Here is a 26,346-nt window from a genome sequence, read left to right as displayed (position 1 = left end):
GCCGGGCGCCCTCAGGGGCGCGGGGAACTGCGCGCCCGGCCGTCGCTTACGCGCGCTCTGCGACGCGCGGTCGGGGGCAGCCCGGTTGCAGCCCCATTGGGCCCCGGGTCGGCTGCGCCGGGCACGCTTGTTCCAGGGGCGCGGGGAACTGCGCGCCCGGCCGTCGCGTACGCGCGCTCTGCGACGCGCGGCCGGGGGCAGCCCGGTTGCAGCCCCGTTGGACCACGAGTCGGCTGCGCCGGGCGCCCTCAGGGGCGCGGGGAACTGCGCGCCCGGCCGTCGCTTACGCGCGCTCTGCGACGCGCGGTCGGGGGCAGCCCGGTTGCAGCCCCGTTGGACCACGGGTCGGCTGCGCCGGGCGCCCTCAGGGGCGCGGGGAACTGCGCGCCCAGCCGTCGCGCACGCGCGGCCCGCGACGCGCCATCAGGGGCAGCCCGGACCCGGCGCCGGGCAGGGGCTGCCCCGACAGGTGCGTCGCGGACAGCCGGTGCGCCGTGGCCGGTCGCGCAGTTCCCCGCGCCCCTGAGGGTGCGGGTCTTGCGTGAGCGTGTCGGGCCCCGCGCCCCTGAGGGTGCGCTCTTGCGTGAGCGTGCCGGGCCCCGCCCCTGAGGGTGCGGGTCTTGCGCGAGCGTGCCGTTACGGGAGTAGGTCGAGGAACTCCCAGTGGGTACCGTTCTGGTCACCGCTGAGCCATTTGCCGCAGTTCTGCAGAACCACGGGGTTCGAGGTGATGTGCTGGGTCCCGGTGGCGAGGTCGCGGAGGTAGCGGTCGATGGGGCCGCGTCGGATCGCCGCCGAGCCCGCCCAGCGGTGCACGACCTGGCCCACTTCCTGCACGGTCCACGTCGTATGGTTCAGGGCCAGCCTGATCAGCGTGTCCTGCTCCGTGCTGAGCGAGCCGCCCGCGTCGAGGGTGGCTTCGACGCTCGCCCACACCTCCCGTACCCACGCCCGCGCCGCGCGGAGCCGGGCCTCGGCGGCCGCGTACTCCGCGTGGAAGTGGGAGGTGTCGACGGGCGCGTTGCGTGAGCCGGTTCTCTTCGCGGCTACCGACCGCATCTCGTCCAGGAGGCGCCGTCCGACGCCGAGGGCCCAGCCGGTGTGCCCGATCGCGGCCATGTTGACCAGCCCCATGCGGTACATCGCGCCGCCGTTGGGCGGGGTCGTCGTGGTGCCGACGTAGGTGTGCGTCTCCGGGACGAAGACATCGGTGCAGCGGTAGTCGATGCTGTAGGTGGCCCGCAGGCCGAGTACGTCCCAGTTCTCGATCAGCTCGACCCGAGACTTCGGCATCGCCAGAATCCGGAGTTCCCCGCTCCCCTCGACCTGGATCGCGCTGTGGATGTGGGTGGCGTGCGCCATTCCGGAGGCGAACTGCCACTCGCCGCTCACCAGAAAGCCGCCCTCCACCGGGACGGCCCGGCCGGGGCGCGTGCCGTGTCCGGCCAGCAGTGCGTGGTCCCCGTTCGCGACGTCGGGGAAGAGGTCGGCGGCGGCGACGGGGCCGAGGTAGGCGGCGGTGCTGCAGGTCATGAGCTGGAGCGCCATCACCGTCCAGCCCGCCGTGGCGTCGTACCGGCTGAGCCGCTCGACCGTCTCGATCAGCTGGCGCGGGGAGAATTCGTCACCGCCGAGGCTTTTGGGAAGTTCCGCCCTGATGAGGCCCGCGTCCCAGAGTGCGCCGGCCGTCTCCTCGGGGAGTCTGCCGAGTTCCTCGGCGGCGTCAGCGCGCGCGTCGAGCGTCGGGCCGAGCGCGTCGATGCGCTCAAGTGTCGCGGGAAATTCCGGGCTCACATGTATCCCGGCATGTATCCCGGTCGAAATCGCCATGGGGGGTCGCTCCTCATCTCGTCAATCAGCCCGTCAGCCTAGCGAGTTCCGTGAAACGTTCCGGGTTCAATCAATTAGTCCTCACGGGGCGTTACTTCATTAAGGTGCGGTAACGCTTCTCTTGCGCCTCTCCAACCTCGTACAACCCACTGGCAGGATCTTGCACACGCGTTCGGGACGGATTCATTTGTCCCGAGACCCCCCACACATTGCAAAAGGAGTACCAAGTGCGAGGCAACTCCCACATATCCGGGAAGAGCACGGCGCGTAAGAACGTGATCCGTGGCGGTGCCCTCGTGGCGCTCGCCGCCATGGTCGTCGCGGCCGTGGAGACCGGTTCCGCGATGGCGGGCGAGGACAAGGGCGGCGAGACCCAGGTGTCGGCCGCGCAGGCCGCCGGGCTCGGCGCCAAGGAGAAGCTCGTCAAGCGCGACGTCGTCAAGGACGCCGACGGCACCACGCACACCCGGTACGACCGCACCTTCGCCGGAATGCCCGTCGTGGGCGGCGACCTGATCGTCCACCGCGCCCCGTCCGGCAAGGTCACCACCACCAAGGCGTCGGACCACCGCATCGCCGTCAAGACCACCGTCGCTGCCGACGACGCGACCAAGGGCGCCGACGCCACCGCCCTCGCCGCCGCCAAGTCGGAGAAGGTGACCGGGGCGAAGGCGGGCAAGTCCACCCGTATCGTCTGGGCCTCCGAGGGCAAGCCGCGCCTGGCGCTGCGCACCGTCGTGCACGGCACCCAGAAGGACGGCACGCCCAGCACGCTGCACGTCATCACCGACGCCCAGTCCGGCAAGAAGCTGGCGGCGCTGGAGGAGAACCGCGGCTTCCTCAACGAGGCCCAGTCCCGCAAGGCCGCCACCACCGCCGCGCAGACGAAGGCCGCGGCCGAGGAGGGCACCGGCGCCAGCCAGTACAGCGGCGACGTCAAGCTCACCACGACCAAGGAGGGCAACGGCTACACCCTCACGGACAGCGAGCGCGGCAAGGGCCAGACCACCGACCTCGGGAACAAGGAGGACGACACCGGCAAGGGTGAGCCCTTCACCGACGAGGACAACAAGTGGGGCGGCAAGCGCCAGACCGCCGCCGTCGACGCCCACTACGGTGCCGAGACCACCTGGGACTACTACAAGAGCGTCCACAAGCGGAACGGCATCAAGGACGACGGCAAGGGCGCCCTCTCCCGCGTCCACTACGGCAAGGGCTACGTCAACGCCTTCTGGGACGACGCCTCCTTCGCCATGACCTACGGCGACGGCGAGGGCGACAAGAAGCCGCTCACCTCCCTGGACGTCGCGGCCCACGAGATGTCGCACGGCGTCACCTCGGCCACCGCGAACCTCAACTACGAGGGCGAGTCCGGCGGCCTGAACGAGGCCACCAGCGACATCTTCGCCACCGACGTCGAGTTCACCGCGAAGAACAAGAAGGACGCGGGCGACTACCTCATCGGCGAGCAGATCGACATCAACGGCGACGGCACCCCGCTGCGCTACATGGACAAGCCCAGCAAGGACAAGCAGTCCCTCGACTACTGGTCCGAGGACGCGGGCAACGTCGACGTCCACTACTCGTCGGGCATCGCCAACCACTTCTTCTACCTGCTCTCCGAGGGCAGCGGCAAGAAGAAGATCGGCGACGTGGAGTACGACTCCCCGACCAAGGACGGCAGCAAGGTCAAGGGCATCGGCCGGGACAAGGCCGCCAAGATCTGGTACAAGGCGCTGACCGCCTACATGACGTCCACCACCGACTACAAGGACGCGCGCAAGGCGACCCTCAAGGCCGCCGACGACCTGTACGGCAAGGACAGCACCGAGTCCAAGGCGGTCGCCGCCGCCTGGACCGGCGTCAACGTCAAGTAGCGGAGGCCGGCATGAAGAAGCGCACCCGAATATCCCTGGCCTCGGCCGCGGCCCTCGGGCTGGCCGCGGGCGGACTGGGCATCGCGCAGGCCACCGCGAACACGGCCGCGCCCTCCAAGCCGCGCGCCGAGGCGCCGGACATCCCGGTCGAGAAGGTGCAGGGGCACCTCGGCGAGCTGCAGAAGATCGCCGAGGCGAACGGCGGCAACCGGGCCCACGGCTCCAAGGGCTACAAGGCGTCCATCGACTACATCAAGAAGGAGCTGGACGCCGCCGGCTTCACCACCAAGGTCCAGGAGTTCGACGCCCAGGGAGCGAAGGGCTACAACCTCATCGCCGACTGGAAGGGCGGCGACGAGGGCAAGACCGTGATGGCGGGCGCCCACCTCGACAGCGTCGAGGAGGGCCCCGGCATCAACGACAACGGCAGCGGCTCCGCGACCCTCCTGCAGACCGCGCTCGCGGTCTCCGAGGGCAAGTACGAGCCGGGCAAGCACCTCCGCTTCGGCTGGTGGGGCGGCGAGGAGCTGGGCCTGCTGGGCAGCTCCGCCTACGTCAAGAGCCTGTCGGACGACGAGAAGTCGAAGATCTCCAGCTACCTGAACTTCGACATGACCGGTTCCCCGAACCCGGGCTACTTCGTCTACGACAGCTCGAAGGAGCCCGAGGGCTCCAAGGCCGTCCAGGACTCGCTGACCGCCTCCCTCAAGGAGGCCAAGATCGAGGCCGAGCCGCAGGACATCAACGGCCGCTCCGACCACGCCGCGTTCTCCGAGGCGGGCATCGCCAACGGGGGCATCTTCTCCGGCGCCGAGGAGACGAAGTCCCAGGAGCAGGCGGACAAGTGGGGCGGCAAGGCCGGTGAGGCCTTCGACAAGTGCTACCACTCCAAGTGCGACACGACGGAGAACATCGACGAGAAGGCGCTGAACATCAACGCCGACGCGATCGCCAAGTCCGTCTGGGAGCTGTCGAAGTAACAGCGGTTCCCTGAGATCCAGGTCAGGACGGGCTCACGCCGCCACCGCGCGGCGTGGGCCCGTTCGCCTCAGCCCTCCCGCGGCGCGTGCGCGAGCAGCAGCGAGACGCTGACGTGCTCGGTGAACTCCTCCCGGCCTGGCAGCGCCGCCCGCAGCCGCTCCGCGAGCGCCTCCCGCCCGGCACGCGTCGGCAGCTCGGAGGCCGGGACCGCGGACCACACCCCGCCGAGGACCTCCTCGAACGTCAGGGAGGCGCGGTACTCCGTCACCGTCTCCCGCACGTCCCCGTACCCCGCGTCCTCCAGCGCGGCGGCGTACCGCGCGCGGTCCTCGGGGCCCGTGCCGCAGGACGCCTTCAGCTCCGTACGGAAGTGCTCCTCCAGGACGCCCTTCAACGCCCGTGACCAGTCGCTGTCCTGCAGCCAGAGCGGCGCCCCGTTGGCGACGACCGCGAGGCCGCCGCCCGGCCGCAGCAGCGGGGGCAGCGCCCGGAACAGCTCCTCGTGCCGCATCCAGTGCAGCGCCTGCCCGACCGTCACCGCCGCCAGCCGCCGCCCGCCGAGCAGCGCGCCCAGCGCGGGCACGTCGGCGTCCGAGCCCAGCGCCCACACCGCGTTCCCCGCCCCGCGCGCCGCTGCCGTCTCCCTGGCCAGCCGCAGCATGTCCGGCTCGGGGTCCATGCCGACCACCGTCCCCACGAGCCCCGCGAGCGGCACCGCCAGCTGCCCCGTGCCGCAGCCCAGGTCGAGCGCCGCGTCGCGCTCCGTCAGCCCGAACGCCTCGCGCAGCGCGTCGAAGACCTCCGGCGGATAGCCCCGCCTGAACCGCGCGTAGAAATCCGCCACTTCACCCTCGAATCCCACTGTCATACGGGCACGATCCGCGCTCGCGCCCGTACGGGGAAGATCGCGGGGCCCGGGATCGCTCAGGGCGGAATCCGGGTGCGTGTCCGGCGCCGCACGGCGAGGATGGGGCCATGACCACCCACGTCTTCCGCTGCGTCCGCTGCCAGGCCGAGGTGACCGGGCCCGTGCGCGAGACGCGGCTGCCGGACGTGGACGACGCGCCGCTTCCGTTCTCCTGGCCCGGCGGGGCGGACGGAGAGGACGGAGAGGACGGCTCGGAGGAGTGCCCGCCCCGGGTCGGACCCGGCGTCTTCGCCGTCGACCCGCCGCGCGAGCCGCGCACGGAGGGCACCGTGCGGCTCCCCGCCGGGCTCGTGGGCGTCGTCCTCGCCCGCGCCGACCTGCGAGGGGTCGGCCCGCACCCCAGCAGGCGGCGGCGGAACGGCTGCTGCGGGCTGGACGGCTGCGACGGGCCCAACCTCGTCTGCGCCACCTGCGGCACGGACCTGGCGACCGAGGAGTCCGACTGCTGGACGCCTCAGCAGGTCACGCTCCTCCCGGGCGCGGTCGCGCTCATACCCCTGGCACCGTGACCGGCTCGCTCCCGCCCTGGTCGAGCCGGAAGGGCGGGTAGACGTCCGTCATCAGCGCCGTGTACGCGGCCACCCGCATCACCCAGCGCTGCAGGCCGAGGACCAGCGGGAAGATCCCCGGGGGATAGCCGCCGGTGAAGAGCAGGGACACGCCCGCGAAGAAGACCAGCAGCCCCACGACCCCGCCCCCGTGCAGCGTGCCCGTGGCGAACAGGGTGACCAGCGCGGCGTGCGGCAGCACCAGCAGCCACGACTTGACCAGCACCAGCCCCCGGGAGAGCCGCTCCGGGTACGCCACGTCGAAGCGCGCCGGATACTTGGGGTCGTCGGAGAGTGTGAACGGCGGATAGCGGTCGGTGCCGAGCGCGCCGTACGAGTAGAACGACACCCGCCAGCTCCAGCGCAGCACCCCCACGCCGAAGTCGAAGAGCGCGCGCGGATAGCGCGCGGTGATCAGGATCGCGAAGAACGCCACCAGCGACGTCACGGCGAAGGCCACCCACAGCAGCGCCAGCACGAGCACGTGCGGGAGCACCAGCAGCCATTTCACCAGCCACAGCCAGCGCGAGAGCGAGGGCTCCAGCGCGCCTTCCAGCCGGACGGGCGAGACGGCGGCGGGTGACGCGGCGTGCGGTGCGGCGGGTGGCGGGCCGGGCGGTGCGGACATGAGCGATCCCCTCCCTCGTCCTGGACGCACCACCGAGCGTTGCCCCTGGGGGCGGGCGGAGGGGAGGGGCCGAACGGCCCGCCGCCGGGGAGCCGCGACGGCCGTTCGGGAGCGACGCCCCCGGTGAGTGGGTGAGAGCCCGGAGACCCGTCGCCGACCGCCGCGGCGGTCCGGAGGACGAGTACCACGCGGACGGCTTCTACACCTCCCGCTCCTCGTGGTTCTCCAGCCGCTCCAGGATGCGGTTCATCCCGCTCGTCCAGTTGGCCTTGAGCGCGGCGACCGCGTCCTCCAGGCGGCCGTCCAGGAGGTGCTGGGCGATCAGCTCGTGCTCCTCGGCGGCCCGCTGGAGGATCTCCTCGTCGGCGATGAGCACCCGCTCGTACCGGTGCACCGTCAGCTTCAGCGAGTTGATCATGTCCATCAGCCGGGTGTTGCGGCAGCCGGACAGCAGCAGGTCGTGCCAGGCGTCGTCGTACCGCTCGATCGTGCCGTGCGGGGCCTGCGGCGCGGAGAAGGCGCGGGCCTCCTCCAGCAGCTTGGGCGCGATCCCCGCCAGGTGCTCCGGCGGCGACAGCTCCAGCGCCAGCGACTCCAGCGAGATCAGGATCGCCGTCACGTCCCGCAGCTCGCGCGCCCCGATGGGGGCGAAGCGGAAGCCCTTGCCGCGCTCGCTGGTGATGATCCCCTCCCGTTCGAGGGAGATCAGCGCCTCGCGCAGCGGCGTACGGCTCACCCCGACCTCCTCGGCGAGCTGGATCTCGTTGATCGGCTCGCCGGTGTCGAGGCGGCCCTGCCCGAGCAATTCCAGGATCTCGTCCTTCACCTGCTCGCGCAGCGGCCGCCGCTCGATACCCATCTGACGCTTCCCCTTCTCGGTTGGTCGGTCCCGCGCGGGGCGGGTCTCCGCCACGACGCCTCGATTATCGGCCCTCTCAGGCGGTCCCCGCGCCGTCCACGGCGATGACGGCGCCGCTCACGAACGCCGAGGCGTCGCTCGCGAGGAACGCCACGGTCTGGGCGATGTCGCGGGGCTGTCCGATACGTCCCAGCGGGCGGTCCGCCGCGTCGTCGTAGAACGCGTCCGCGCTCTCGCCGAGCTGCGCGGCCTCGTCCGCCAGCATGCCGGTCGCGGTGTCGCCGGGGCAGACGCAGTTCACCCTGATCTTCTCCGGGCCGTGGTCGATGGCCATGGCCCGGGTCATGTTGACGACCGCGCCCTTCGACGCGCAGTACGAGACGGCCTGCCCGCCGCCCTTGATGCCCCAGCCGGAACCGGCGTTGACGATGCTGCCGCCGCCGTTCGCCGTCATGTGCGGTATGACGAGCCGGCTGAGCAGCAGCACCGACCTGATGTTGACCGCCATCACCAGGTCCCAGTCCTCGTCGGTGATCTCCAGGACGGTCGAGCGGCGGATGATCCCCGCGTTGTTGAACAGCACGTCCACGCCGCCGTACTGCTCCACGGCGGTGCGCACCACGTCCTCGCACTCCTCGCGCCGCGACACGTCGCAGCGTACGAACGTGCCGCCGGTCTCCTTCGCGGCCTCCTCCCCCCGCTCCACGTCGAGGTCGGCGAGCACGACGGACGCGCCCAGCTCCGAGAGGACACCGGCGGTCGCCCGCCCGATGCCGGAGGCCGCGCCCGTGACGATCGCGCGCTTGCCGGTGAGGTCGATCATGCAGAACTCCTAGGTCGTGATGCGGTACATGGTGCAGGTGCCGCGTCCCGTGAGCACGGGCCGGTACCCGGAGAGCGCGGCGTCGAGCGCCGCGTCCCCACTGTCGAGGAGCAGAGGCCGGCCGCCGAGCGCGGCGAGCTTGGCCTCACTGGCGACGAGAGCGAGCCGCTCGGCCCCCACGGCCCGGATCAGCTCGGGCCCGATCTGCTGATTCCCCCGCCCGAGAAGGAAGCCCTGGCCCCCGATGGGGGAGAGGGCGATGAGGACCGCCCGTTCCCGGGCGAGCTCCAGCAGCTCGTCGCCCGTCGCGTCGGGGGCGACGACGGACGCCGAACGCCCCTCCACGGCGAGGACGCTGACGCCGGTGGGCGACACGTCCGCGCCGAGCGCGGCAGCGATGCCCTGCGTGGTGGTGCCGGGCCCGAGAACGAGAGCTGAAGGGGCGCGGGGAACTGCGCGCCCAGCCACGACGCGCCCGCGGACCGCGTCGTCGGGGGAGGGGCAGTCTCTGCCCGGGGGCGCCCCGGAAAGAGCCGGGGACAGCTCAGCCACCCGCTCCGCGAGCTCAGCGGCGAGCCCGCCGACCGCCTCCGGATCGACAACGGCGCTGCCCGTCTTGCGCTGCTGCACCCGCGTCGGCACGTGCGGGACGTTCAGCCAGCCGTGCAGGCGGGCCGTGACCCGGCCCTCCCGGAGCGCGGCCTCGTCCCGGTCCATGACCTCGGCCCGGCGCAGCCGTACGCCGCCCGCGTCACGGACGTACGCCGCCGCGACCTCCCCGGCGGCGCGGGGGTTCACGGCGAAGACTGCCGAGTGCATCTTGACGCCCGTGGGGATGCCGAGCACCGGCACCTCCGCGCCGTCCGGCGCGAGCGCGTCGTGCACGTCCCGTGCCGTCCCGTCGCCCCCGGCGAAGAGGAGCAGACCGGCACCCGCCGCGCGCAGCGCGCGCACCGCGGCCACCGTGTCGGCCGCGGACGTGACGTCCCCGGTGGGGGAGTGGACGGCACGTCCGCCGTCCACTCCCATCGGCCCCCCGGCCGTCAGCAGCTCGAACTCGACGCCGCGCGCGCGGAGTTCCGTCAGTGCGGCAGAGGCGCGGGCTCCCGCGCGCGGCACCGCGCCCAGGGCCCGGGCCCGCTCCTGCACGCCGACGCCGTCGCTGCCCTTGAGGCCGACCCGGCCGCCGAGGCCGGCGACCGGGTTGACCACGAGGCCGATGCGGAACGGGGTCACGCGTCGCCCAGGATCTTGCGGCGGTACGCGCGCCAGGTGACCGCCCAGGTCGCGGCGGACTCCAGCGTCTCCTCCTTCGTGCGGTGGATGGTCGAGCGGTGCGGGGCCGTGCGGACGACGTCCGTCTCCTCGTACGCCTCGCGCGCGACCTCGGTGAGGATCGCCGCGTACTCGTCGAGGTCGGCCCGCGAGTACGACTCGGTCGGCTCCAGCGTCATCGGCTCGGGCACGACGTAGGGGTGGTGGCTGGTCCAGTAGTGGGTGCCGAAGTCGGCGGCGCGCAGGCCGATCTCCTCGCTGTGGACGCCGGTGTCCTCGTGCAGCTTCTCCCAGGAGTAGCGGACCTGCTCGACGCGCGGGCGGCCCTCCGCGTAGGGGACGGAGACGCCCTTGATCCCGCGGAGCTTCGCCAGCAGGTAGTTGTTGTTGAGGACGGCGACCTCGGCCGCCTCGCGCAGGCCCTCGGCGCCGAGGGACATGATCCAGGCGTAGGCGCGCACGAGGTTCGGGACGACGCCGTAGAACGGGCGTACCGAGCCGACCGACTCCGGGCGGTCCTGGTCCAGCCGGTACCGCTCGCCGTCGAACTCGACGGTGGGGCGGGGGAGATACGGGACGAGGGCGTCCGTCACGCCGCAGGCGCCCGCCGCCGGGCCGCCGCAGGCGTGCGGGGTCGAGAACGTCTTGTGCAGATTGAAGTGGCACAGGTCGAACCCGGCCTCGCGGGCCCGGGTGATGCCGAGGATGCCGTTCGCGTTGGCCTGGTCGTACGCGCAGAGGCCGCCCGCCTCGTGGACGAGCCGTACGAACTCCTCGATGCGCGGGTTGTAGATCCCCGTGTCCTCGGGGTTGGTGATCAGGAGGGCCGCGGTGCGGGGGCCGACCGCGGCGCGCAGGGCCTCGATGTCCGGGTAGCCGTCGGCGTCCGGCGGGAGGGTGATGACCTTGTACCCGGCGGTCTTGGCGCAGGCCGCGTTGGAGGGGTGCGAGAAGGACGAGGTGATGATCTCGTCCCGCTGCCCGCCCTCGCCGCGCGCGTCGAAGTAGGCGCGGATCATCGCGACGTTGGACCAGATCGCGGAGGAGCCCGCGGCGGGCTGGAGGGAGACCCGGTCCATGCCGGAGATCTCCTTGAGCAGCCCCTCCAGCCGGTGCATGATCTCCAGCAGCCCCTGGACCGTGGACTCGTCCTGGAGCGGGTGCGCCTCGGCGACGCGCGGGTCACGGGTGAAGGTGTCGTTGACCTTCGGGCTGTACTTCATGGTGCAGGTGCCCTGGCCGACGTCGATGTTGAGGTCGGCGCCCAGGTTCTCCTGCGAGAGCCGCAGATAGTGCCGCAGCACCTGCTGCTGGCCCAGCTCGGGCAGCGCGGGCGGGGTCGTACGGCGCAGCGCGTCCGGCAGCGCGGCGGCCGGGTCGCCGACGGCGGCGGTGACCTCGGGCTCGGGCGCGGGGACGGAGACGCCGCGCTCGCCGGGCGTACCCAGCTCGAAGATCAGCTTCTCGTCCCAGCGCGCCTGGTGGAACCGGCGCAGCGCGGGCTTCGGCGCGATCCGCGCGTCGTCGACGGTGGGCTCAGGACCGGTCGTACGGGCGCTCACTGGGCAATCTCCTTCAGCGTGTCGGCCAGCAGGTCGATGTCGGCGGCGGTGTGCACCTCGGTCACGCAGAACAGGGCCTCGCGCGGGCCCAGTTCGCCGCGCACGGCGCCGCCGAAGATGCCGCGCTCCAGCAGCGCCGCGTTGATCTCCTCTGCCGTGCGGGAGCCGGTGAAGCGGACGGGGAAGTCCGCGAAGTGCGTGGCGTCGGCGTGCGGGATCTCGACGCCTGGTACGTCCGCGAGCCGCTGCTTGGCGTAGGCGGTGAGGGCGAGGACCGTCTCGCCCAGTTCGCGCATCCCGTGCGGGCCCATCAGCGCGAGGTAGACCCCGGCGCCGATGCCGTGCAGCGCGGCGGCGGTGCCGACCCACTCGCGGCCCTCCTCCCGCACCGCGAACGAGGTCCGCTCGAAGGCGACGTCACCGAAGCCGTACTCGCCCTCGACGGCCGTGGGCACCAGCCCGAAGAGCCGGGTGGGGAACTCGGCGACGAGCTTCTCGTCGTCCTGCGTGGCGATGAACCCGGCGTTGCCGCCGCCGTAGCTCATGTGCACGCCGAGGGTCTGGATGTCGCCGCAGGCGATGTCCGCGCCGTACGCGGAGGGCGGCGCGAGGACGCCGAGCGAGACGGGGTTGCAGGCGACGACGTAGAGGGCGCCCGCGTCGTGGGCGAGCGCGGCCAGCTCGGGCAGGCCCTCGTCGACCAGGCCGGAGTAGGCGGGGGCCTCGGCCCACACCGCCGCCACGTCGCCCACCGCGAGCGCGGCCCGTACGGCGTCGAGGTCCGCGCGGCCGTCGGCGCGCGGCGGCACGAGGGTGACCTCGTGCTCGGGCCGGACGTAGTCCACGACCTTGGAGAGCTTGTCCGGCGAGGTCTCGGAGACGGCGAGGAAGCGGCGGCGCCCGGTGCGGCGCCCGGCCATCCGCAGCGCGGTGCCCGCGGCCTGGAAGCCGTCGTACACCGGCACGTTGACGACCTCGGCCTCCAGCAGCTCGGCCATCAGCGACTGGTACTCCCACATGGCCTGGAAGCGGCCGTGGTCCTCGTACGGCTCGCCCGCGTAGGCCGTCAGGAACTCGCTGCGGTTCACGACCTCGTCGACGACGGCGGGGACGTGGTGCGCGTAGCACCCCGCGCCGAGGAAGGAGAGCGTGTCGCGGGTGGAGCGGCCGCCCGCCAGCAGCCCGTCCATGTGCCGGACGAGCCCGGCCTCGGAGCGCAGCGGCGCGGGGAGGTCGAGGGGCCGGTCGAGGCGGAGGGAGGCGGGGATGTCGGCGTAGAAGTCCTCGACGCTCCGGGCGCCGATGGCGTCGAGCATCGCCCGTTTCACGGCGGGCGCGGAGTTCGGGACGTACGGGTGGGCGTGTGAGGTCCGCTGGTCGTGCGGGGGAGTCGCGGTCATGGGCCGCCTTCCGGGGAGCGCGTGATGATCAAGAACTCGTCGGGCCGTCACGGAAGTTGCTCGGTGCACGCCCCTTGACGCATGGGGCGGGTATTCCGTGTTCTGTATACAGAATTAAGCGCTGTGGCCGCAGGAGGCAAGAGTGCGCAGAGAATTGACCCGCAGAGCACTGCTCGCGGGAACGGGCGCGGCGGCCCTCTCCGCCGCCACGGGATGCGCCACGGGCGGCGTCACCAACCGCGAGGCCGTACGGCTCGCGCCGGGCGCGACGACGCCGGTCAAGGGCGGGATCACCGTGTGGTCCTGGGACTCGGCGGCCGTCGCGCTGACCAGGCTGGCCAAGAAGTTCATGGCCCGGAACCCGGGCACGGCCATCAAGGTCGTCGACATCGGCTACGAGAACGCCGCGGACAAGATGACCGTCGGCCTCCGCGCGGACACCGGGCTCGCGGACGTCGTCACCGTCGACGGCCCCAAGATGTCCGGCTACATCGGCAACTTCCCCCAGGGGATGCACGATCTGACGCCGCTGGTGAAGGGGGTCGCCGACGACTTCGACCAGGCCGCGTGGCAGACCGTGACCTCCGAGGAGGGCCGGGCCTTCGCGCTGCCCTGGGACATCGGCCCGCTCGCCCTCTTCTACCGGCGGGACCTCTTCGACCGCGCCGGAGTCGACGCCGCGTCCCTCAAGACCTGGGACGACTACGTCAAGGCCGGGGCCGCCATCAAGGAGAAGACCGGCGTCAAGCTGCTGATCATGGACCCGGCGGAGGACTCCTTCTTCGCCTGCCTGATGCAGCAGCAGGGCCAGCGCCAGTTCAAGGACGGCAAGGTCGCCCTCGCCACCCCCGAGGCCGTCCGCGCCCTCGAACTCATCAAGGCCATCGGCGACCGGGGCCTCATCCGCTGGGAACGCGGCTGGGACGGCCAGGTCACCGCGACCAAGGAGGGCAAGTCCTCCACCCTGCCGCAGGCGGCCTGGTGGAGCGGCACGCTCACCGCCGAGATGCCCGAGCTGAAGGGCAAGTTCGGCGTCGTCCCGCTGCCCGCCTTCAAGCCCGGCGGCGCCCGCACCTCCAACCAGGGCGGCTCCATGCTCTGCATCCCGGCCCAGAGCAAGAACCCCCGCCTGGCCTGGGCCTTCACCAAATTCCTTCTCACCGACAAGGACAACCAGGTGTCCATGCTCAAGCACGAGGGGCTCTTCCCCGCCTACCTCCCGGCCCTGAAGGACCCGTATCTGAGCGAGCCCCAGGCCTATTACGGCGGCCAGCGGGCCTGGAAGGTCTTCGCCGACCTGGCGCCGCACATCCCGGCCGTCGAGTACAACAAGGACGGCGCGAAGGCCGGAGACATCACGCAGAAGGCCCTCACCGGCGCCGTACTGCGCGGCAACGACCCGAAGCGGCAGCTTCAGGACTCCGCCGAGCAACTGGCGGGCGCCACCGGCCGCGAGACCGTCGCGAGATAGGGCGCCCCGCCATGGCCGTACAGACTCCGACAGCCCCCGTCGTCACCGTCGCCGAGGCGACGGTGACGCGGCGCCGCAGGCCCCGGCTCACGCACCTGCTCTTCACCGGGCCCGCGACCGTCCTCTTCGTCGTCTTCTTCGCCTATCCGCTGGGCGCCAGCTTCTACCAGAGCTTCACCAGCACCGAGAACGGCAAGACCACCTGGGTCGGGCTCGACCAGTACGCGCGGATGTTCCAGGACCCGTCCTTCCTCGACTCCATGGTCAACACGGGGCTCATCCTGATCGTCCAGGTCCCGCTGATGATCGTGCTCGCGCTCATCCTCGCCGTGCTGCTCAACCAGTCCTGGCTGCGCTTCCGCGGCACCTGGCGCGCGGTCTACTTCCTGCCCGCCGTCACCACGCTCGTCGCCTACGCCGTCGTCTTCCAGGTCCTCCTCAAGACCGACGGGGGCCTCGTCAACCAGATCGGCGACGCGCTCGGCTTCGCCCCCGTCGACTGGCTGAACGACCCCACCTGGGCCCGGATCTCCCTCATCGGCTCCATGACCTGGCGCTGGGTCGGCTACAACGCCGTCATCCTGCTCGCCGGGCTCCAGTCCATCGGCCGCGAACAGCACGAGGCCGCGGCCATCGACGGCGCGGGCACGTTCACCACGTACACCAAGGTGATCTTCCCGCAGCTCCGGCCCGTGATCCTCTTCTGCGTGATCACCTCGACGATCGGCACGCTCCAGCTCTTCGACGAGAACTACACCCTCACCCGCGGCGGCCCCGACGACGCCACCCTCACCCCGGTCCTCTACCTCTACAAGGTCGGCTTCCAGCAGATGGACTTCGGCTACGCCGCCGCCATCGCCTGGGTCGTGGTCGCCGTCATCGCGGTGATCTCCTTCCTCCAGTTCCGCTTCTTCGGAAGGGAGAGCAAGCGATGAGCGCGCCCAGCACCCCCAAGGCCACCGCCACCCTCGTGAACCCCGTGCGGGCGGGCCGCTGGCTGCTCCGCCTCGTGCTGCTCGTGGGCGGCGTCGTCAGCCTGATCCCGTTCCTCTGGATGGCCGTCGCCGCCACCCACAAGACCGGCGACCTCTTCCACTCCCCGCCGCCCTTCCTCCCCGGCGGTGAACTCCTGCAGAACCTCCAGCGGCTCCAGGACTCCGTCGGCTTCGGGCGCGTGATGCTCAACAGCCTCGGCATCGCGGTCATCCACACCGTGCTCAGCGCGCTGATCTCCGCGATGTGCGGCTACGGCCTCGCCAAGTTCCGCTTCCGGGGGCGGGGGCTGCTGCTCGGCGCGATCCTCGGCACGATGATGATCCCGCTCCAGGTGCTGCTGGTCCCGCTCTTCCAGATGATGGCCAGCCTCGGCTGGGTGAACACCTACCAGGCGATCATCATCCCGTTCCTGGCCAACTCCTTCGGGATCCTGCTGATGCGCCAGGGCTTCCTGGACTTCCCCGACGAGCTGCTGGAGTCCGCCCGGATCGACGGCTCCGGCGAGCTGCGCACGTTCTACACCGTGGTCCTGCCCTGCGTACGGCCGCAGCTCGGCGCGCTCGTCATCTTCACGTTCATGACGCAGTGGAACAGCTTCATCTGGCCCCTGCTGATGCTCAACACCGAGGACAAGTACACCGTCCCCGTCGCCCTCAACACCCTCACCGGCCTCTCCCGCGTCGACTACTCCGGGCTGATGCTCGGCTCGCTGCTCGCCACGCTCCCGCTGATGATCGTCTTCCTGCTCTTCCAGCGGCAGTTCGTGGCCGGACTGCTCGGCGGAGCCCTGAAAGGTTGAACATGACCACTTCCCCTCACCTCACCCGCGTCCCCGGCCTGCTCTACGGCGGCGACTGGAACCCCGAGCAGTGGCCCGAGACCGTCTGGGCCGAGGACGCCAAGCTCATGCGCGAGGCCGGGGTCACCATGATCACGCTCGGCGTCTTCTCCTGGGCCCGCCTCCGGCCGGGCCCGGAGGAGTGGGACTTCGGCTGGCTCGACCGGCTCCTCGACCTCCTCCACGAGCACGGCGTCGCCGTGGACCTCGCCACCGCGACCGCCTCGCCGCCCGCCTGGCTGGTGCGCGCCCACCCCGGGATCCTGCCGGTCACGGCGGAGGGCGTACGCCTGGAGTTCGGGTCCCGGCAGCACTACTGCCCCTCGTCGCCCGCCTATCGGTCGGCGGCGGCCGAGCTGACCCGGCGGATCGCCGAACGGTACGCGGACCATCCCGCCGTCGCCCTCTGGCACATCCACAACGAGTACGGCGACCACGTCACCGAGTGCTTCTGCGAGGAGTCCGCCGCCGACTTCCGCCGCTGGCTGCGCGCACGGTACGGAACGGTCGAGGCCCTCAACCACGCCTGGGGCACCGCCTTCTGGGCCCAGCGGTACGGCACGTTCGACGAGATCGAGCCCCCGCGCGCCGCGCCGGGCCCGGTCAACCCGACCCAGAACCTCGACTGGCGGCGCTTCTCCTCCGACGCGCTGCTGGAGTGCTACCGGACCGAGAAGGCGGTCCTCGACGAGGTCGCGCCGGGCACGCCGGTCACGACCAACTTCATGTCGATGTTCAAGGCCCTCGACTACTGGAAGTGGGCCGCCGAGGAAGACCTCGTCTCCGACGACGCCTACCCAGACCCCGCCGACCCCCGCGCCCATGTGAACGCCGCCCTCAACTACGACCTGATGCGCTCCCTCAAGGGCGGGAAGCCCTGGCTGCTGATGGAGCAGGCGCCGTCGGCCGTGAGCTGGCGCGAGGTCAACGTCCCCAAACGCCCGGGTCTGCAGCGCCTCTGGTCCCTCCAGGCGCTCGCCCGGGGCGCCGACGGGATCATGTACTTCCAGTGGCGGGCCTCCGTCGCCGGCGCCGAGAAGTACCACAGCGCGCTGCTGCCCCACCGGGGCACGGCCTCGCGCGGCTGGCACGAGACGGTGCGCTTCGGCGAGGAGCTGTCCCGGCTCGGGGAACTGGCGGGCTCGCGCACGTCCGCCCAGGTCGGCATCCTCCTCGACTGGGACTCCTGGTGGGCCCTCGAACTCGACGACCACCCCTCCGCGCGGATGCGCTGGCGCGAGCTGCTCGCCGACTGGTACGCGGCGCTGTGGGAGCGGAACGTCACCGTCGACTTCGTCCACCCCGGCGCGGCGCTGGACGGCTACCGAGTGCTGCTCGCCCCCAACCTCCACCTGGTACGGGCCGAGCACGCCGCCGAGCTGGAACGGTTCGTCGCGGACGGCGGGCACCTGGTCTGCGGCGGCTTCAGCGGCGTCGTGGACGAGCACGACCACATCCACGCGGGCGGGGCGCCGGGCCCCCTGCGGGAGCTGTTGGGTGTGGCGGTGGACGAGTGGTGGCCGATCCCGGACGGCGAGTCCGTGCCGGTCCGCCTGCCCGCCGGCGAGGTGGAGGCGACGGTGTGGAGCGAGTGGCTGGAGACCGTGGAAGACGTGGAGACGGTCGGTACGTACGCGGCCGGCGAGCTCAGCGGCCTTCCGGCGGTCACGCGTCGGGGGCGAGCCTGGTATGTGAGCTGCCACCTGGGTCCTGCTGTCGCCGCCGTTCTGGATACGGTGCTGGACGAGGCCGCGGTAGGGGCTGCCGCCCCATCCGGCGTGGAGGCCACGGTCCGGCGCGGACCGGATGCCGCGTACCTCTTCCTGCTCAACCACGGTTCCGATGCCGTCTCCGTTCCGGTCCCGCCCGGCACGGACCTCGTGTCGGGCAACCCCACGGGCCCCGAACTCCGCCTCCCCCCACTGGCCGCGGCGGTGATCCGCCATCGCCGATAGCAACACCGCCGGGTGCGAGTGCTTAGTGGCTGGCCGCGCAGCTCCCCGCGCCCCTGACTCTCCCTCCGCTCCTGCGGAGCTTGGGAAGTCTGCGCAAGGCGCAGGGTTGGCAAGCGCAGCCCCCCCATGCCGGGTGCCCGCGTACAGGGCCGGGTTCGGGTTGCCCCGGGCTGTGCTTCGCGGGCTGCGGGTGCGTCGTGGCTTGGCGCGCAGTTCCCCGCGCCCCTTAACGGGCAAGCCCAAAAGTCTTGAACCGGTCGCGCCCACGCGGCGGAGCCGCAAATCAAACACAGCCCCGCGCCCCTGAGGGCAAAGGGGCAAGCCCTGATGTCAGCTCGTTGCAAGGAAAGGTGAACCACTCGACATGAGACGTCCTCTCATCGCTTGTGCGGTTGTCGCCGCGCTGCTCGTCCCCGCGACGGGAAGCGCGCAGGCTCGCCCCCCGTCGTCGTACGCCGACGTCCTCGACATGCGCGGCGTCCCCGAGACCGCCCACCCCGGAGGGGAGAAAGAGGAAGACGGCAACCCCGTCAACGTGTTCGCGGACAAGGGCGCCTGGCACGCGTACGCCCTGCCCGACGAGAAGGAGAAGAAGAGCTGGGGAGGATTTGCCGGGCCCCTGTACATCGCGCAGGAGTACCCCTGGTGGCTGAGCGACTCGTTCAGCAAGCTCCGGTTGACCGAGGAGGGAAAGCCGCTGGACCTCGGAGCAGGCGGCAAGCCCGAGTTCACGGCCCTGCCGGGCGTGCTGCGGCAGAGCTACCAGCTGGACGAGAACCTCCGGCTCACCATAGACCTGCGGTACGCGACCGACCGTACGGCGCTCGTACGGGCCCGCGTCAGCAACACCGGAGACGGCACCCGCACCCTCGGCGCCCGCTGGACCGGCAAGATGCTGCGTCCGGCGAAGAAGCCGATGCGGGACGCGCCCTCCCTCAAGGCGACAGAAGGCGGCGTCGGCGTCGACTTCGCGCGCGTACGCGAGACCTGGGACTACCTCACCGACGGCACCGAGCGTTTCGAGGTCCGGCACGCCGAGCCCGTACGGACGAAGGCCGAGAAGGACACGTACCGCACGGACCTCGAACGGCCCCTGCGCGTATACCCGGGCAAGGACGTGTCCCTCGACTGGACCGAGTCGTACACCTTCACCCGTGCCGAGCGGCAGAGGGAGGAGGCGCGGGCCGCGCGGGCGCTCAAGCAGCCCGGCGCGGTCACGGCACGCGGCGAGGAGCGCTGGGACGGCTACGTGCGGAAGGCGACGCGCGGCGTCCCCGCCGACCGGCGGCGCCTCGCGGTGAAGTCCGTGGAGACGCTGATCACCAACTGGCGGAGCGCGGCGGGGATGCTGCGGCACGACGGGGTGACGCCGTCGGTCTCCGACAAGTGGTTCGCGGGCGGCTTCTGGGCCTGGGACTCGTGGAAGCAGGCCGTGGGCACGGCGCGCTTCGCGCCGGGGCTGGCGAAGGACCAGATCCGGTCGATGTTCGACCACCAGGTACGCCCCGGAGACAAGGACCGCCCGCAGGACGCGGGCATGGTGCCCGACGCCGTCTTCTACAACGACCAGGAGCACGACGGCGGCAACTGGAACGAGCGGAACTCCAAGCCGCCGCTCGCCGCGTGGGCGGTGTGGGAGATCTACCGGCAGACGGGCGACCGCGCGTTCCTGCGCGAGATGTACCCGAAGCTGACCGCGTACCAGGAGTGGTGGTACCGCAACCGGGACCACGACCGCGACGGCCTCGCCGAGTACGGCGCGACGATCGACCCCGCCAACAAGACGCCCGAGGACGCCCGGCTGGCGGCGGCCTGGGAGAGCGGCATGGACAACGCGCCCCGCTTCGACGCGAAGCTCGGCACGAAGGCGCTGCCCAACACCGGCCCCGGCGGGAAGAAGCTGGGCTTCTCCATCAACCAGGAGTCCGTCGACCTGAACGCCTATCTCGCCGCCGACCAGGGCTATATCGCCCGGATCGCGGGCGCTTCCGGGCACGGCGGCGAGGCCGCTTCCTGGCGTACCCGCGCCGCGAAGACGCACCGCGCGGTACGGGAGTCGATGTACGACCCGGAGACGGGCTGGTTCCACGACACCTCGCTCGGCGGCGAGCGGCTCGTCGCGCGCGGGCGCGGCATCGAGGGCGCGATCCCGCTCTGGACGGGCACCGCGAGCCGGGACCAGGCCCGGCAGGCGCGGAAGCTCCTCGTCTCGCCGGACGAGTTCGCGACGAAGGTCCCGTTCCCGACGGTCGCCAAGAGTTCGCCGTACTTCGCGCCCACGAAGTACTGGCGGGGCCCGGTCTGGCTCGACCAGGCGTACTACGCGGCGGAGGGCCTGCGCCGGTACGGCTACGGGCGTGACGCGCGGGAGCTGATGTCCCGGCTGATCGGCGCGACGGGCGTGGGATCCACGACGGACCCGATCCGCGAGAACTACGACCCGACGACGGGCAAGGGGCTCAACGCCGCCAACTTCTCCTGGTCGGCGGCGCTGCTCCTGCCCCTGCTGTAGCCGTCCGGGCCGTCAGTCCAGGACCGCCGTGGCCTCGACCTCGACCAGGTGCTCGGGCACGTCGAGCGCCGCGGCGCCCAGGAGGGTGCCCGGCGGGACCGGGGTGACGCCCAGTTTCGCGGCGGCGCGGGCGACGCCGTCCGCGAAGAGGGGCATCTTGTCGGGGGTCCAGTCGACGACGTGGACGGTCAGCTTCACGACGTCGTCGAAGGTGCCCCCGACCCCGGCCAGGGCCGTCGCGACGTTGAGATAGCACTGCTCGACCTGCGCGGCGAGGTCGCCCTCGCCGACGGTGACGCCGTCGGCGTCCCAGGAGACCTGCCCGGCGACGAAGACCAGCCGGGTGCCCGTCGCGACGGCCACCTGACGGTAGGCGTCGACCTTCGGCAGCCCGTCGGGGTTCACCAGGGTGATGGACATGCGCTTCCCTCGTTCATCGGCTCGTAGTCACTTGTGGTTACTCGGGAACCGTAGGAGAGTGGCCGCTGACATGGAAGAACGCACTTTTCAGTGACTGGGGAACCTCATGGTGACCAAGCAGGTCAGAGGCGGGAAGCCCGACGCGGCCGACGCGGATCTGACGCGGGCGGACTCGCTGGCCCGCGAGATCTTCTCGGACGTCGCCAACAAGTGGGCGTTCCTGATCATCGAGGCGCTGGGCGAGCGCACCCTGCGCTTCGGCGAGGTGCGCGACGAGATCGAGGGCATCAGCCACAAGATGCTCACCCAGAACCTGCGGATGCTGGAGCACAACGGCCTCGTCGAGCGGACCGTGCACCCCACCGTCCCGCCCCGGGTCGAGTACACCCTGACCGAACCGGGGCGGGGCCTGCGGGCGACGGTGGACGGCATGTGCGCCTGGACCCACCGCTACCTCGCCGACATCGAGGCCGCGCGCGGCCGTTACAGCACGAACCCTTCCGGGAACGGGTCGTCCGGGTCCAGCAGGTAGTTGGCCGTCCCGGTGATCCACGCGCGGCCCGAGAACTCGGGGACGACCGCCGGGAGGCCGCCCACCTCGCTCGTGCCCACCAGGTTTCCGGTGAAGCGGGTGCCGATGAACGACTCGTTCACGAACTCGTCGCCCAGGGCCAGTTCGCCGCGCGCGTGCAGCTGCGCCATGCGCGCGGACGTGCCCGTACCGCAGGGCGAACGGTCGAACCAGCCCGGGTGGATCGCCATCGCGTTCCGCGAGTGCTTCGCCGTGGAACCCGGGGCCAGGAACTGGACGTGCTTGCAGCCGCCGATCGCCGGGTCGGCGGGGTGCACCGGCCGGTTGTGCTCGTTGACGGCGTCCATGAGCGCGAGGCCGGCGCGCAGGATCTCGTCCTTGCGGGAACGGTCGAAGGGCAGGCCCAGATCGGCGAGTTCGGCGATCGCGTAGAAATTGCCGCCGTACGCCATGTCGTAACGGACGTCGCCGAAGCCCGGCACGGGGACGACCGCGTCCAGCTCCAGCGCGAACGCGTCGACGTTCCGCAGCGTGACGCGCTCCGCGACCCCGTCCCGCACCGCCACCCTGGCCTCCACCAGCCCGGCGGGGGTGTCCAGCCGGACGACGGTCTCGGGCTCGCGGACCTCGACCATGCCCGTCTCCACGAGCACCGTCGCCACGCCGATCGTGCCGTGCCCGCACATCGGGAGGAAGCCGCTGACCTCGACGTAGACCACGCCCCAGTCCGCGTCCTCGCGCAGCGGCGGCTGGAGGAGGGCGCCGCTCATCGCGGGGTGGCCGCGCGGCTCGTCCACCAGGAAGCGGCGCAGGCCGTCGAGGTGCTCGACCGCGTAGAGCCTGCGCTCGGCCGCCGTCGCGCCCGGGATCGGGGCGACGCCGCCGGTGACCACGCGCGTCGGCATGCCCTCGGTGTGCGAGTCGACGGCGCTGAGCGTACGGACGGACCTCATCGGCCGCCGCCCTCCCGCAGGCTGGCGATGGCCTGCTTCATCGCGGCCTCGACCTGCGCCCGGTGGTCGGGGACGAGCGGGCCGCGCGGCGGGCGGCACGGGCCGCCGTACCGGCCGACCAGCTCCATGCCCAGCTTGATGGCCTGCACGAACTCCGTGCGCGAGTCCCAGCGGAAGGCCGCCACCAGCGGCTCGTACAGCGCGCGGGCCTCCGCGAGGCGCCCCGTCGTGGCCAGCTCGTAGAGCCGGGCCGACTCCGCGGGGAAGACGTTCGGGAACCCGGCGAACCAGCCCGTCGCGCCCATCAGCAGGCTCTCCAGCACCACGTCGTCGGCGCCGCTGATCACGGCCAGGTCCGGGGCCTTCTCGCGGATCTCCAGGACGCGGCGGACGTCGCCGGAGAACTCCTTGACCGCGACGACGTTGTCGATCTGCGCCAGCTCGGCGAGCAGGTCGGGGGTCAGGTCGACCTTGGTGTCGAGCGGGTTGTTGTACGCCATCACGGGCAGGCCGACCGCGGCGACGCGCTCGTAGTGCTCCACGATCTCGCCCCTGTTGGCCCGGTAGAGCGTCGGCGGCAGGCACAGCACGCCGTCCGCGCCGTCCTCGGCGGCGGCCTCCGCCCAGCGCACGGCCTGGTGCCAGCCCACGCCGTGCACGCCGAGCACGACCGTGCCGGAGCCGTCGCCCGTACCGCGCACCGCCTCGATCGCGGTACGGCCCACGGCGCGGCGCTCCTCGTCGGTGAGCGACGAGTACTCGCCCAGCGAGCCGTTGGGCCCGACGCCCGCACAGCCGCTCTCCACCAGCCAGCGGCAGTGCTCCGCGAACCGGTCGTGGTCGACCGCGAGTCCGGCGGGCGCCGCCGGGTCCGGACGGTAGGGAAGCGGGGTGGCCACGACCACGCCGCCCAGCGCATTGCTCTGCATCAGACACTCTCCTCAGATGAAGGCCCGTGCCATGGGCGGGCCTCGGGCTCGGGTACGGCCTCGGACTCGGGTACGGGCTCGGACACAGGCTCGGGTTCGCGGGCCAGCTCCCCCAGCCGAATGGGCTGCGCGACAGGCCGCCGGTACGGAACGAAGTCCTCCTGGGCGTCGGGTTTCCGCCCGGGCCCCGTGCCGGGCCCCGCACCAGGACCGCGCAGCCGGGCCGTCAGTTCCGCCACCGTCCGGCCGCAGACGCGGCCCTGGCAGGGGCCGAGGCCCGCTCGGGTGACGAGCTTGGCGACGCGGGGGTCGCCGGTGGCGGGGGCGGTGACGGCGGCGCGGAGTGCGCCGTACGTCGTCTCCTCGCAGCGGCACACCACGGTCGCCGCGCGCAGCCAGCCCTCGTCGCCGGACCAGCCCGGGCCGATGGGGTGGGCGCGGGCGAGGCGGTGGGCGAAGGCGCGGCCCTGGGCGCGGGCGCGGCGCAGGGGGCCCAGTTTCCGGGCCCGTGGGTCGCCGCCGCCCGCGAGCCAGCCCGCGAGGGCGCCCTCGGCACGGGCGGCCGGGGCACCGGCGATGCCGGTGATCTCCCCTGCCGCGTACACGCCGGGTGCCCCGGCGCGCTGGTCGCCGTCGACCGCGACGAAACCGTTCCGCAGGGCGCAGCCCGCCGCGAGCGGCAGTTCGAGCTGCGGGGTGAAGCCGTGGCCGACGCAGACCGCGTCGACGGGGACGGTGCGTTCGGTGCCGGGCACCACGGACCAGTCGGGGCGGAGCGCCGCCGTCACCGCCTCCTCGACGCGCCCGTCGCCGCGCACCTCGACGACCGTACGGCCCACGCGGAGCGGCACCCGGTGGCGGGCCAGCAGCGCGGCGTAGCACGCGAGTTCGGCGCTCTTGCCGCCCGCGGCGCCCAGCTCCCAGGGGCGTGCGGACCAGCCGCGGGCGAGGGTGGAGGTCGCGTTGGCCTCGCACACCTCCCGTACGCGCGCACCCGCCGCCAGCAGTGAGGCGGCCACCGGCAGCAGGAACGGGCCCGTGCCCGCGACCAGCACCCGTGCGCCGACCGCGACGCCCTCGCCCTTCGCCAGCGCCTGCGCCGCGCCCGCCGTGACCACGCCGGGCAGCTCCCAGCCGGGGAAGGGCAGCACACGGTCGTACGCGCCCGGCGCGAGGACCAGCGCGTCCGCGTCCAGCACGGAACGGGGGCGGTCCGCGCCGTCGGCGGGGCCGCGCAGCACATGGACCAGGGGCGGACGCTCCTCTTCGTCCCGCCGCTCCAGCGCCCACACCGCCGTCTCCGCGAGCCACGCGCAGCGCGGGTGCGCCAGCACCCGGGCCCGGCGCCGCGCGAACGCGGGCGGGCCCGGCTCGCCGGGCGGCCTGCGGTGGTACTGGCCGCCGGGCCGCTCCTCCCCGTCGACGAGCGTCACCCGCGCCCCGGCGGCGAGCGCCCCGTCCGCCGCCGCAAGCCCGCCTGGCCCGGCCCCGACGACCACCACGTGCGGCTGCCCGTTCACGAGGCCCTCGACTGGGTGGTGATCTCGTCGCCCTCCTGGGCCGTGCGGCGGCAGGCGCGGACGTCGCGTTGGCCGTTGACGGTGACGAGGCAGTCGAAGCAGACGCCGATGCCGCAGAACACGCCGCGCGGCGCGCCCGAGGGGCCGTGCCGCCAGGCGTTCCGGCCGGAGGCCAGCAGCACTCCGGCGATGCTCTGGCCGGGATTCCCGGCCACCGGCTCGCCGTCCACGGACAGGGTGATCCTGGATGTCACGCGTGCTCCTCCTCTTTTCCGTCGGCGTCCGTGACCGCCGGGCGGTCCACGCGGAACGGCGCCGGGTCCAGCGACGGCTGACGCCCCGTCACCAGCTCGGCCAGCAGCAGCCCGGTGCCCGCCGACAGGCCGATGCCCGCGCCCTCGTGGCCTGTCGCGTGCCAGAGGCCCGGCAGCCGGGGGTCGGCGCCGATGACGGGCAGATGGTCGGGCACGTACGGCCGGAAGCCGCCGTACGCGCGCATCACCGGCACTCCGGCCAGCGAGGGGAAGAGCCGCAGCGCCTTGCGGGCGACGGCGGAGAGCGCCTCCGGGCGCAGCCGCGCGTCGAAGCCGACGCGGCGCCGCGAGGAGCCGATCAGCACGGAGCCCGCGAGGGTGGACTCGACCACGGCGGAGGTCTGCAGGTCCTCCGCGCTGCTGCCGACGGCGCCGACGTAGTCCGCGTCGTAGACCTTGTGGAAGACGGTGGGCGGCAGGGGCGAGGTCACCAGGACGTCGCCGCGCCGGGGCTCGACGTGGACGGGCGCGCCGAGCAGCGCGCCGAGGCGGCCCGCCCAGGGACCGGCCGCGTTGACGAACAGGTCGCCGCCGAGGGTGCCTTCGCCTGTGGCGTCCCTGTGGCGTACGCCCGTGAGGCAGCCGTCGCGCACGACGGCGCCGGTGATCTCGCAGCCGGTGCGCAGCTCCGCGCCCCGGTCCAGCGCGTCGGCGAGCAGCGCCGCCGCCGCTCCGGCGGGCTGCACCTGCGCGTCGTCGGGGTAGTGGACGGCGGCGGTGTGCGCCGGGGTGAGGTGGGGCTCGGCGGCCAGCAGGGCCGCGGAGCCGAGCCGTTCGGCCCGTACGCCCGCGGCGCGCTGCTCGTCGGCGAAGCCGGAGAGCGCCCGCGCGCCCTCGTCGGTGGTGGCCACGACGATGCCGCCCTTGGGGATCCACTCGGCTGCCGCGGCCCGCTCCGGGTGCCGCTGCCCGATCTCGGCCAGCGCATCGGGCCACAACCGGCGGGAGAGCACGGCGAGTTCGAGCTCGGGGCCCGGGCCCTTGTCGGAGACCAGGATGTTGCCCTCGCCGTGCGAGCTGGTCGCGCCCGCGGGGCCGCCCCGGTCCACGACGACGACCTCGAAGCCCGCGCGGGCCAGCTCGCGGGCGCAGGCGGCGCCGACGATCCCGGCGCCCAGCACCACCGCCCGCGATCGGTACACCGAACCCCTCCGCCCTCGGTACGTGTTTTGTAAAGCGAACGCCGTGAGGCTAC

Annotated in this window: 23 protein-coding genes; 9 read left to right on the top strand and 14 right to left on the bottom strand. The window is 72.4% G+C overall.

Translation table 11 applies throughout. The features are described from left to right. Positions 1 to 636: 636 nt before the first annotated feature. Positions 637 to 1,830, bottom strand: a complete 1,194-nt coding sequence (locus ACGF3A_RS25060) for an acyl-CoA dehydrogenase family protein (RefSeq protein WP_393732515.1) — start codon at positions 1,828 to 1,830, stop codon at positions 637 to 639. Positions 1,831 to 2,141: 311 nt separating this feature from the next. Here ACGF3A_RS25060 and ACGF3A_RS25055 point away from each other — a divergent pair, with 311 nt between their 5' ends. Beyond that, the gene (locus ACGF3A_RS25055; protein WP_393732656.1) at positions 2,142 to 3,707 is read left to right on the top strand and encodes a M4 family metallopeptidase; all 1,566 of its coding nucleotides are present in this window, start codon (positions 2,142 to 2,144) and stop codon (positions 3,705 to 3,707) included. Positions 3,708 to 3,718: 11 nt separating this feature from the next. Continuing rightward, positions 3,719 to 4,687, top strand: a complete 969-nt coding sequence (locus ACGF3A_RS25050; protein WP_393732514.1) for a M28 family metallopeptidase — start codon at positions 3,719 to 3,721, stop codon at positions 4,685 to 4,687. A gap of 68 nt (positions 4,688 to 4,755) precedes the next feature. Here ACGF3A_RS25050 and ACGF3A_RS25045 read toward each other — a convergent pair whose 3' ends face one another. Further along, positions 4,756 to 5,556, bottom strand: coding sequence for a class I SAM-dependent methyltransferase (locus ACGF3A_RS25045; RefSeq protein ID WP_393732513.1), 801 nt, complete (start codon positions 5,554 to 5,556; stop codon positions 4,756 to 4,758). 107 nt (positions 5,557 to 5,663) lie between these two features. Between ACGF3A_RS25045 and ACGF3A_RS25040 the strand changes: the two genes are divergently transcribed. After that, positions 5,664 to 6,125 (top strand): hypothetical protein, encoded by a 462-nt coding sequence (locus ACGF3A_RS25040; protein ID WP_393732512.1) that lies wholly within the window; start codon positions 5,664 to 5,666, stop codon positions 6,123 to 6,125. Here ACGF3A_RS25040 and ACGF3A_RS25035 read toward each other — a convergent pair. From ACGF3A_RS25035 to gcvPA, 6 genes are all read right to left on the bottom strand, one after another. Then, complete coding sequence (locus tag ACGF3A_RS25035) at positions 6,106 to 6,792, bottom strand: DUF4389 domain-containing protein (protein WP_393732511.1); 687 nt, start codon at positions 6,790 to 6,792, stop codon at positions 6,106 to 6,108. The genes ACGF3A_RS25040 and ACGF3A_RS25035 overlap by 20 nt on opposite strands. Before the next feature lie 199 nt (positions 6,793 to 6,991). Continuing rightward, positions 6,992 to 7,651, bottom strand: coding sequence for a GntR family transcriptional regulator (locus ACGF3A_RS25030; RefSeq protein WP_393732510.1), 660 nt, complete (start codon positions 7,649 to 7,651; stop codon positions 6,992 to 6,994). Between the two features lie 76 nt (positions 7,652 to 7,727). Continuing rightward, positions 7,728 to 8,474, bottom strand: a complete 747-nt coding sequence (locus ACGF3A_RS25025) for an SDR family NAD(P)-dependent oxidoreductase (RefSeq protein ID WP_393732509.1) — start codon at positions 8,472 to 8,474, stop codon at positions 7,728 to 7,730. A gap of 9 nt (positions 8,475 to 8,483) precedes the next feature. Beyond that, the gene (locus ACGF3A_RS25020; RefSeq protein ID WP_393732508.1) at positions 8,484 to 9,710 is read right to left on the bottom strand and encodes an ATP-NAD kinase family protein; all 1,227 of its coding nucleotides are present in this window, start codon (positions 9,708 to 9,710) and stop codon (positions 8,484 to 8,486) included. Beyond that, entirely contained in the window at positions 9,707 to 11,311 is a 1,605-nt protein-coding gene (gcvPB, locus tag ACGF3A_RS25015) for an aminomethyl-transferring glycine dehydrogenase subunit GcvPB (RefSeq protein ID WP_393732507.1), read from the bottom strand. Before gcvPB ends, ACGF3A_RS25020 begins: the two co-directional genes overlap by 4 nt. Next, positions 11,308 to 12,711 carry an aminomethyl-transferring glycine dehydrogenase subunit GcvPA gene (gcvPA, locus tag ACGF3A_RS25010; protein ID WP_393732506.1) on the bottom strand — a complete coding sequence of 468 codons (1,404 nt, stop codon included), beginning with the start codon at positions 12,709 to 12,711 and terminating at the stop codon, positions 11,308 to 11,310. Before gcvPA ends, gcvPB begins: the two co-directional genes overlap by 4 nt. A 142-nt stretch (positions 12,712 to 12,853) precedes the next feature. On the opposite strand from gcvPA, the gene ACGF3A_RS25005 reads away from it, so the two are divergent. From ACGF3A_RS25005 to ACGF3A_RS24985, 5 genes are all read left to right on the top strand, one after another. Next, a complete protein-coding gene (locus ACGF3A_RS25005) occupies positions 12,854 to 14,182 on the top strand; it encodes an ABC transporter substrate-binding protein (RefSeq protein ID WP_393732505.1) in 1,329 nt (442 codons plus the stop codon). Between the two features lie 11 nt (positions 14,183 to 14,193). Continuing rightward, positions 14,194 to 15,117, top strand: coding sequence for a carbohydrate ABC transporter permease (locus ACGF3A_RS25000; RefSeq protein WP_393732504.1), 924 nt, complete (start codon positions 14,194 to 14,196; stop codon positions 15,115 to 15,117). Next, the gene (locus tag ACGF3A_RS24995; RefSeq protein WP_393732503.1) at positions 15,114 to 15,977 is read left to right on the top strand and encodes a carbohydrate ABC transporter permease; all 864 of its coding nucleotides are present in this window, start codon (positions 15,114 to 15,116) and stop codon (positions 15,975 to 15,977) included. Before ACGF3A_RS25000 ends, ACGF3A_RS24995 begins: the two co-directional genes overlap by 4 nt. Positions 15,978 to 15,979: 2 nt before the next feature. Continuing rightward, complete coding sequence (locus ACGF3A_RS24990; protein ID WP_393732502.1) at positions 15,980 to 17,971, top strand: beta-galactosidase; 1,992 nt, start codon at positions 15,980 to 15,982, stop codon at positions 17,969 to 17,971. A 364-nt stretch (positions 17,972 to 18,335) separates the two neighbouring features. After that, complete coding sequence (locus ACGF3A_RS24985; RefSeq protein WP_393732501.1) at positions 18,336 to 20,483, top strand: trehalase family glycosidase; 2,148 nt, start codon at positions 18,336 to 18,338, stop codon at positions 20,481 to 20,483. 12 nt (positions 20,484 to 20,495) lie between these two features. Here the strand turns inward: ACGF3A_RS24985 and ACGF3A_RS24980 are convergent, their stop codons facing one another. Continuing rightward, positions 20,496 to 20,903 (bottom strand): RidA family protein, encoded by a 408-nt coding sequence (locus tag ACGF3A_RS24980; RefSeq protein ID WP_393732500.1) that lies wholly within the window; start codon positions 20,901 to 20,903, stop codon positions 20,496 to 20,498. 106 nt (positions 20,904 to 21,009) lie between these two features. Between ACGF3A_RS24980 and ACGF3A_RS24975 the strand changes: the two genes are divergently transcribed. After that, entirely contained in the window at positions 21,010 to 21,435 is a 426-nt protein-coding gene (locus tag ACGF3A_RS24975; protein WP_393732499.1) for a winged helix-turn-helix transcriptional regulator, read from the top strand. Here the strand turns inward: ACGF3A_RS24975 and ACGF3A_RS24970 are convergent. The 5 genes from ACGF3A_RS24970 to ACGF3A_RS24950 are packed head-to-tail and all read right to left on the bottom strand — an operon-like array spanning position 21,387 to position 26,293. Continuing rightward, a complete protein-coding gene (locus tag ACGF3A_RS24970) occupies positions 21,387 to 22,388 on the bottom strand; it encodes a proline racemase family protein (RefSeq protein ID WP_393732498.1) in 1,002 nt (333 codons plus the stop codon). The genes ACGF3A_RS24975 and ACGF3A_RS24970 overlap by 49 nt on opposite strands. Continuing rightward, positions 22,385 to 23,317 carry a dihydrodipicolinate synthase family protein gene (locus tag ACGF3A_RS24965; RefSeq protein WP_393732497.1) on the bottom strand — a complete coding sequence of 311 codons (933 nt, stop codon included), beginning with the start codon at positions 23,315 to 23,317 and terminating at the stop codon, positions 22,385 to 22,387. Before ACGF3A_RS24965 ends, ACGF3A_RS24970 begins: the two co-directional genes overlap by 4 nt. Next, the gene (locus ACGF3A_RS24960; RefSeq protein WP_393732496.1) at positions 23,317 to 24,837 is read right to left on the bottom strand and encodes an FAD-dependent oxidoreductase; all 1,521 of its coding nucleotides are present in this window, start codon (positions 24,835 to 24,837) and stop codon (positions 23,317 to 23,319) included. Before ACGF3A_RS24960 ends, ACGF3A_RS24965 begins: the two co-directional genes overlap by 1 nt. Then, complete coding sequence (locus tag ACGF3A_RS24955) at positions 24,834 to 25,091, bottom strand: (2Fe-2S)-binding protein (protein WP_393732495.1); 258 nt, start codon at positions 25,089 to 25,091, stop codon at positions 24,834 to 24,836. The genes ACGF3A_RS24960 and ACGF3A_RS24955 overlap by 4 nt, the downstream gene beginning before the upstream one ends. Next, a complete protein-coding gene (locus ACGF3A_RS24950; protein WP_393732494.1) occupies positions 25,088 to 26,293 on the bottom strand; it encodes an NAD(P)/FAD-dependent oxidoreductase in 1,206 nt (401 codons plus the stop codon). The genes ACGF3A_RS24955 and ACGF3A_RS24950 overlap by 4 nt, the downstream gene beginning before the upstream one ends. Between the last annotated feature and the right edge of the window lie 53 nt (positions 26,294 to 26,346).

Source organism: Streptomyces sp. NPDC048172, from assembly GCF_043202595.1.
Lineage (GTDB): Bacteria > Actinomycetota > Actinomycetes > Streptomycetales > Streptomycetaceae > Streptomyces.
Note: the sequence above shows the minus strand (reverse complement) of the source record. Positions and strands in the feature narration are given on the sequence as shown.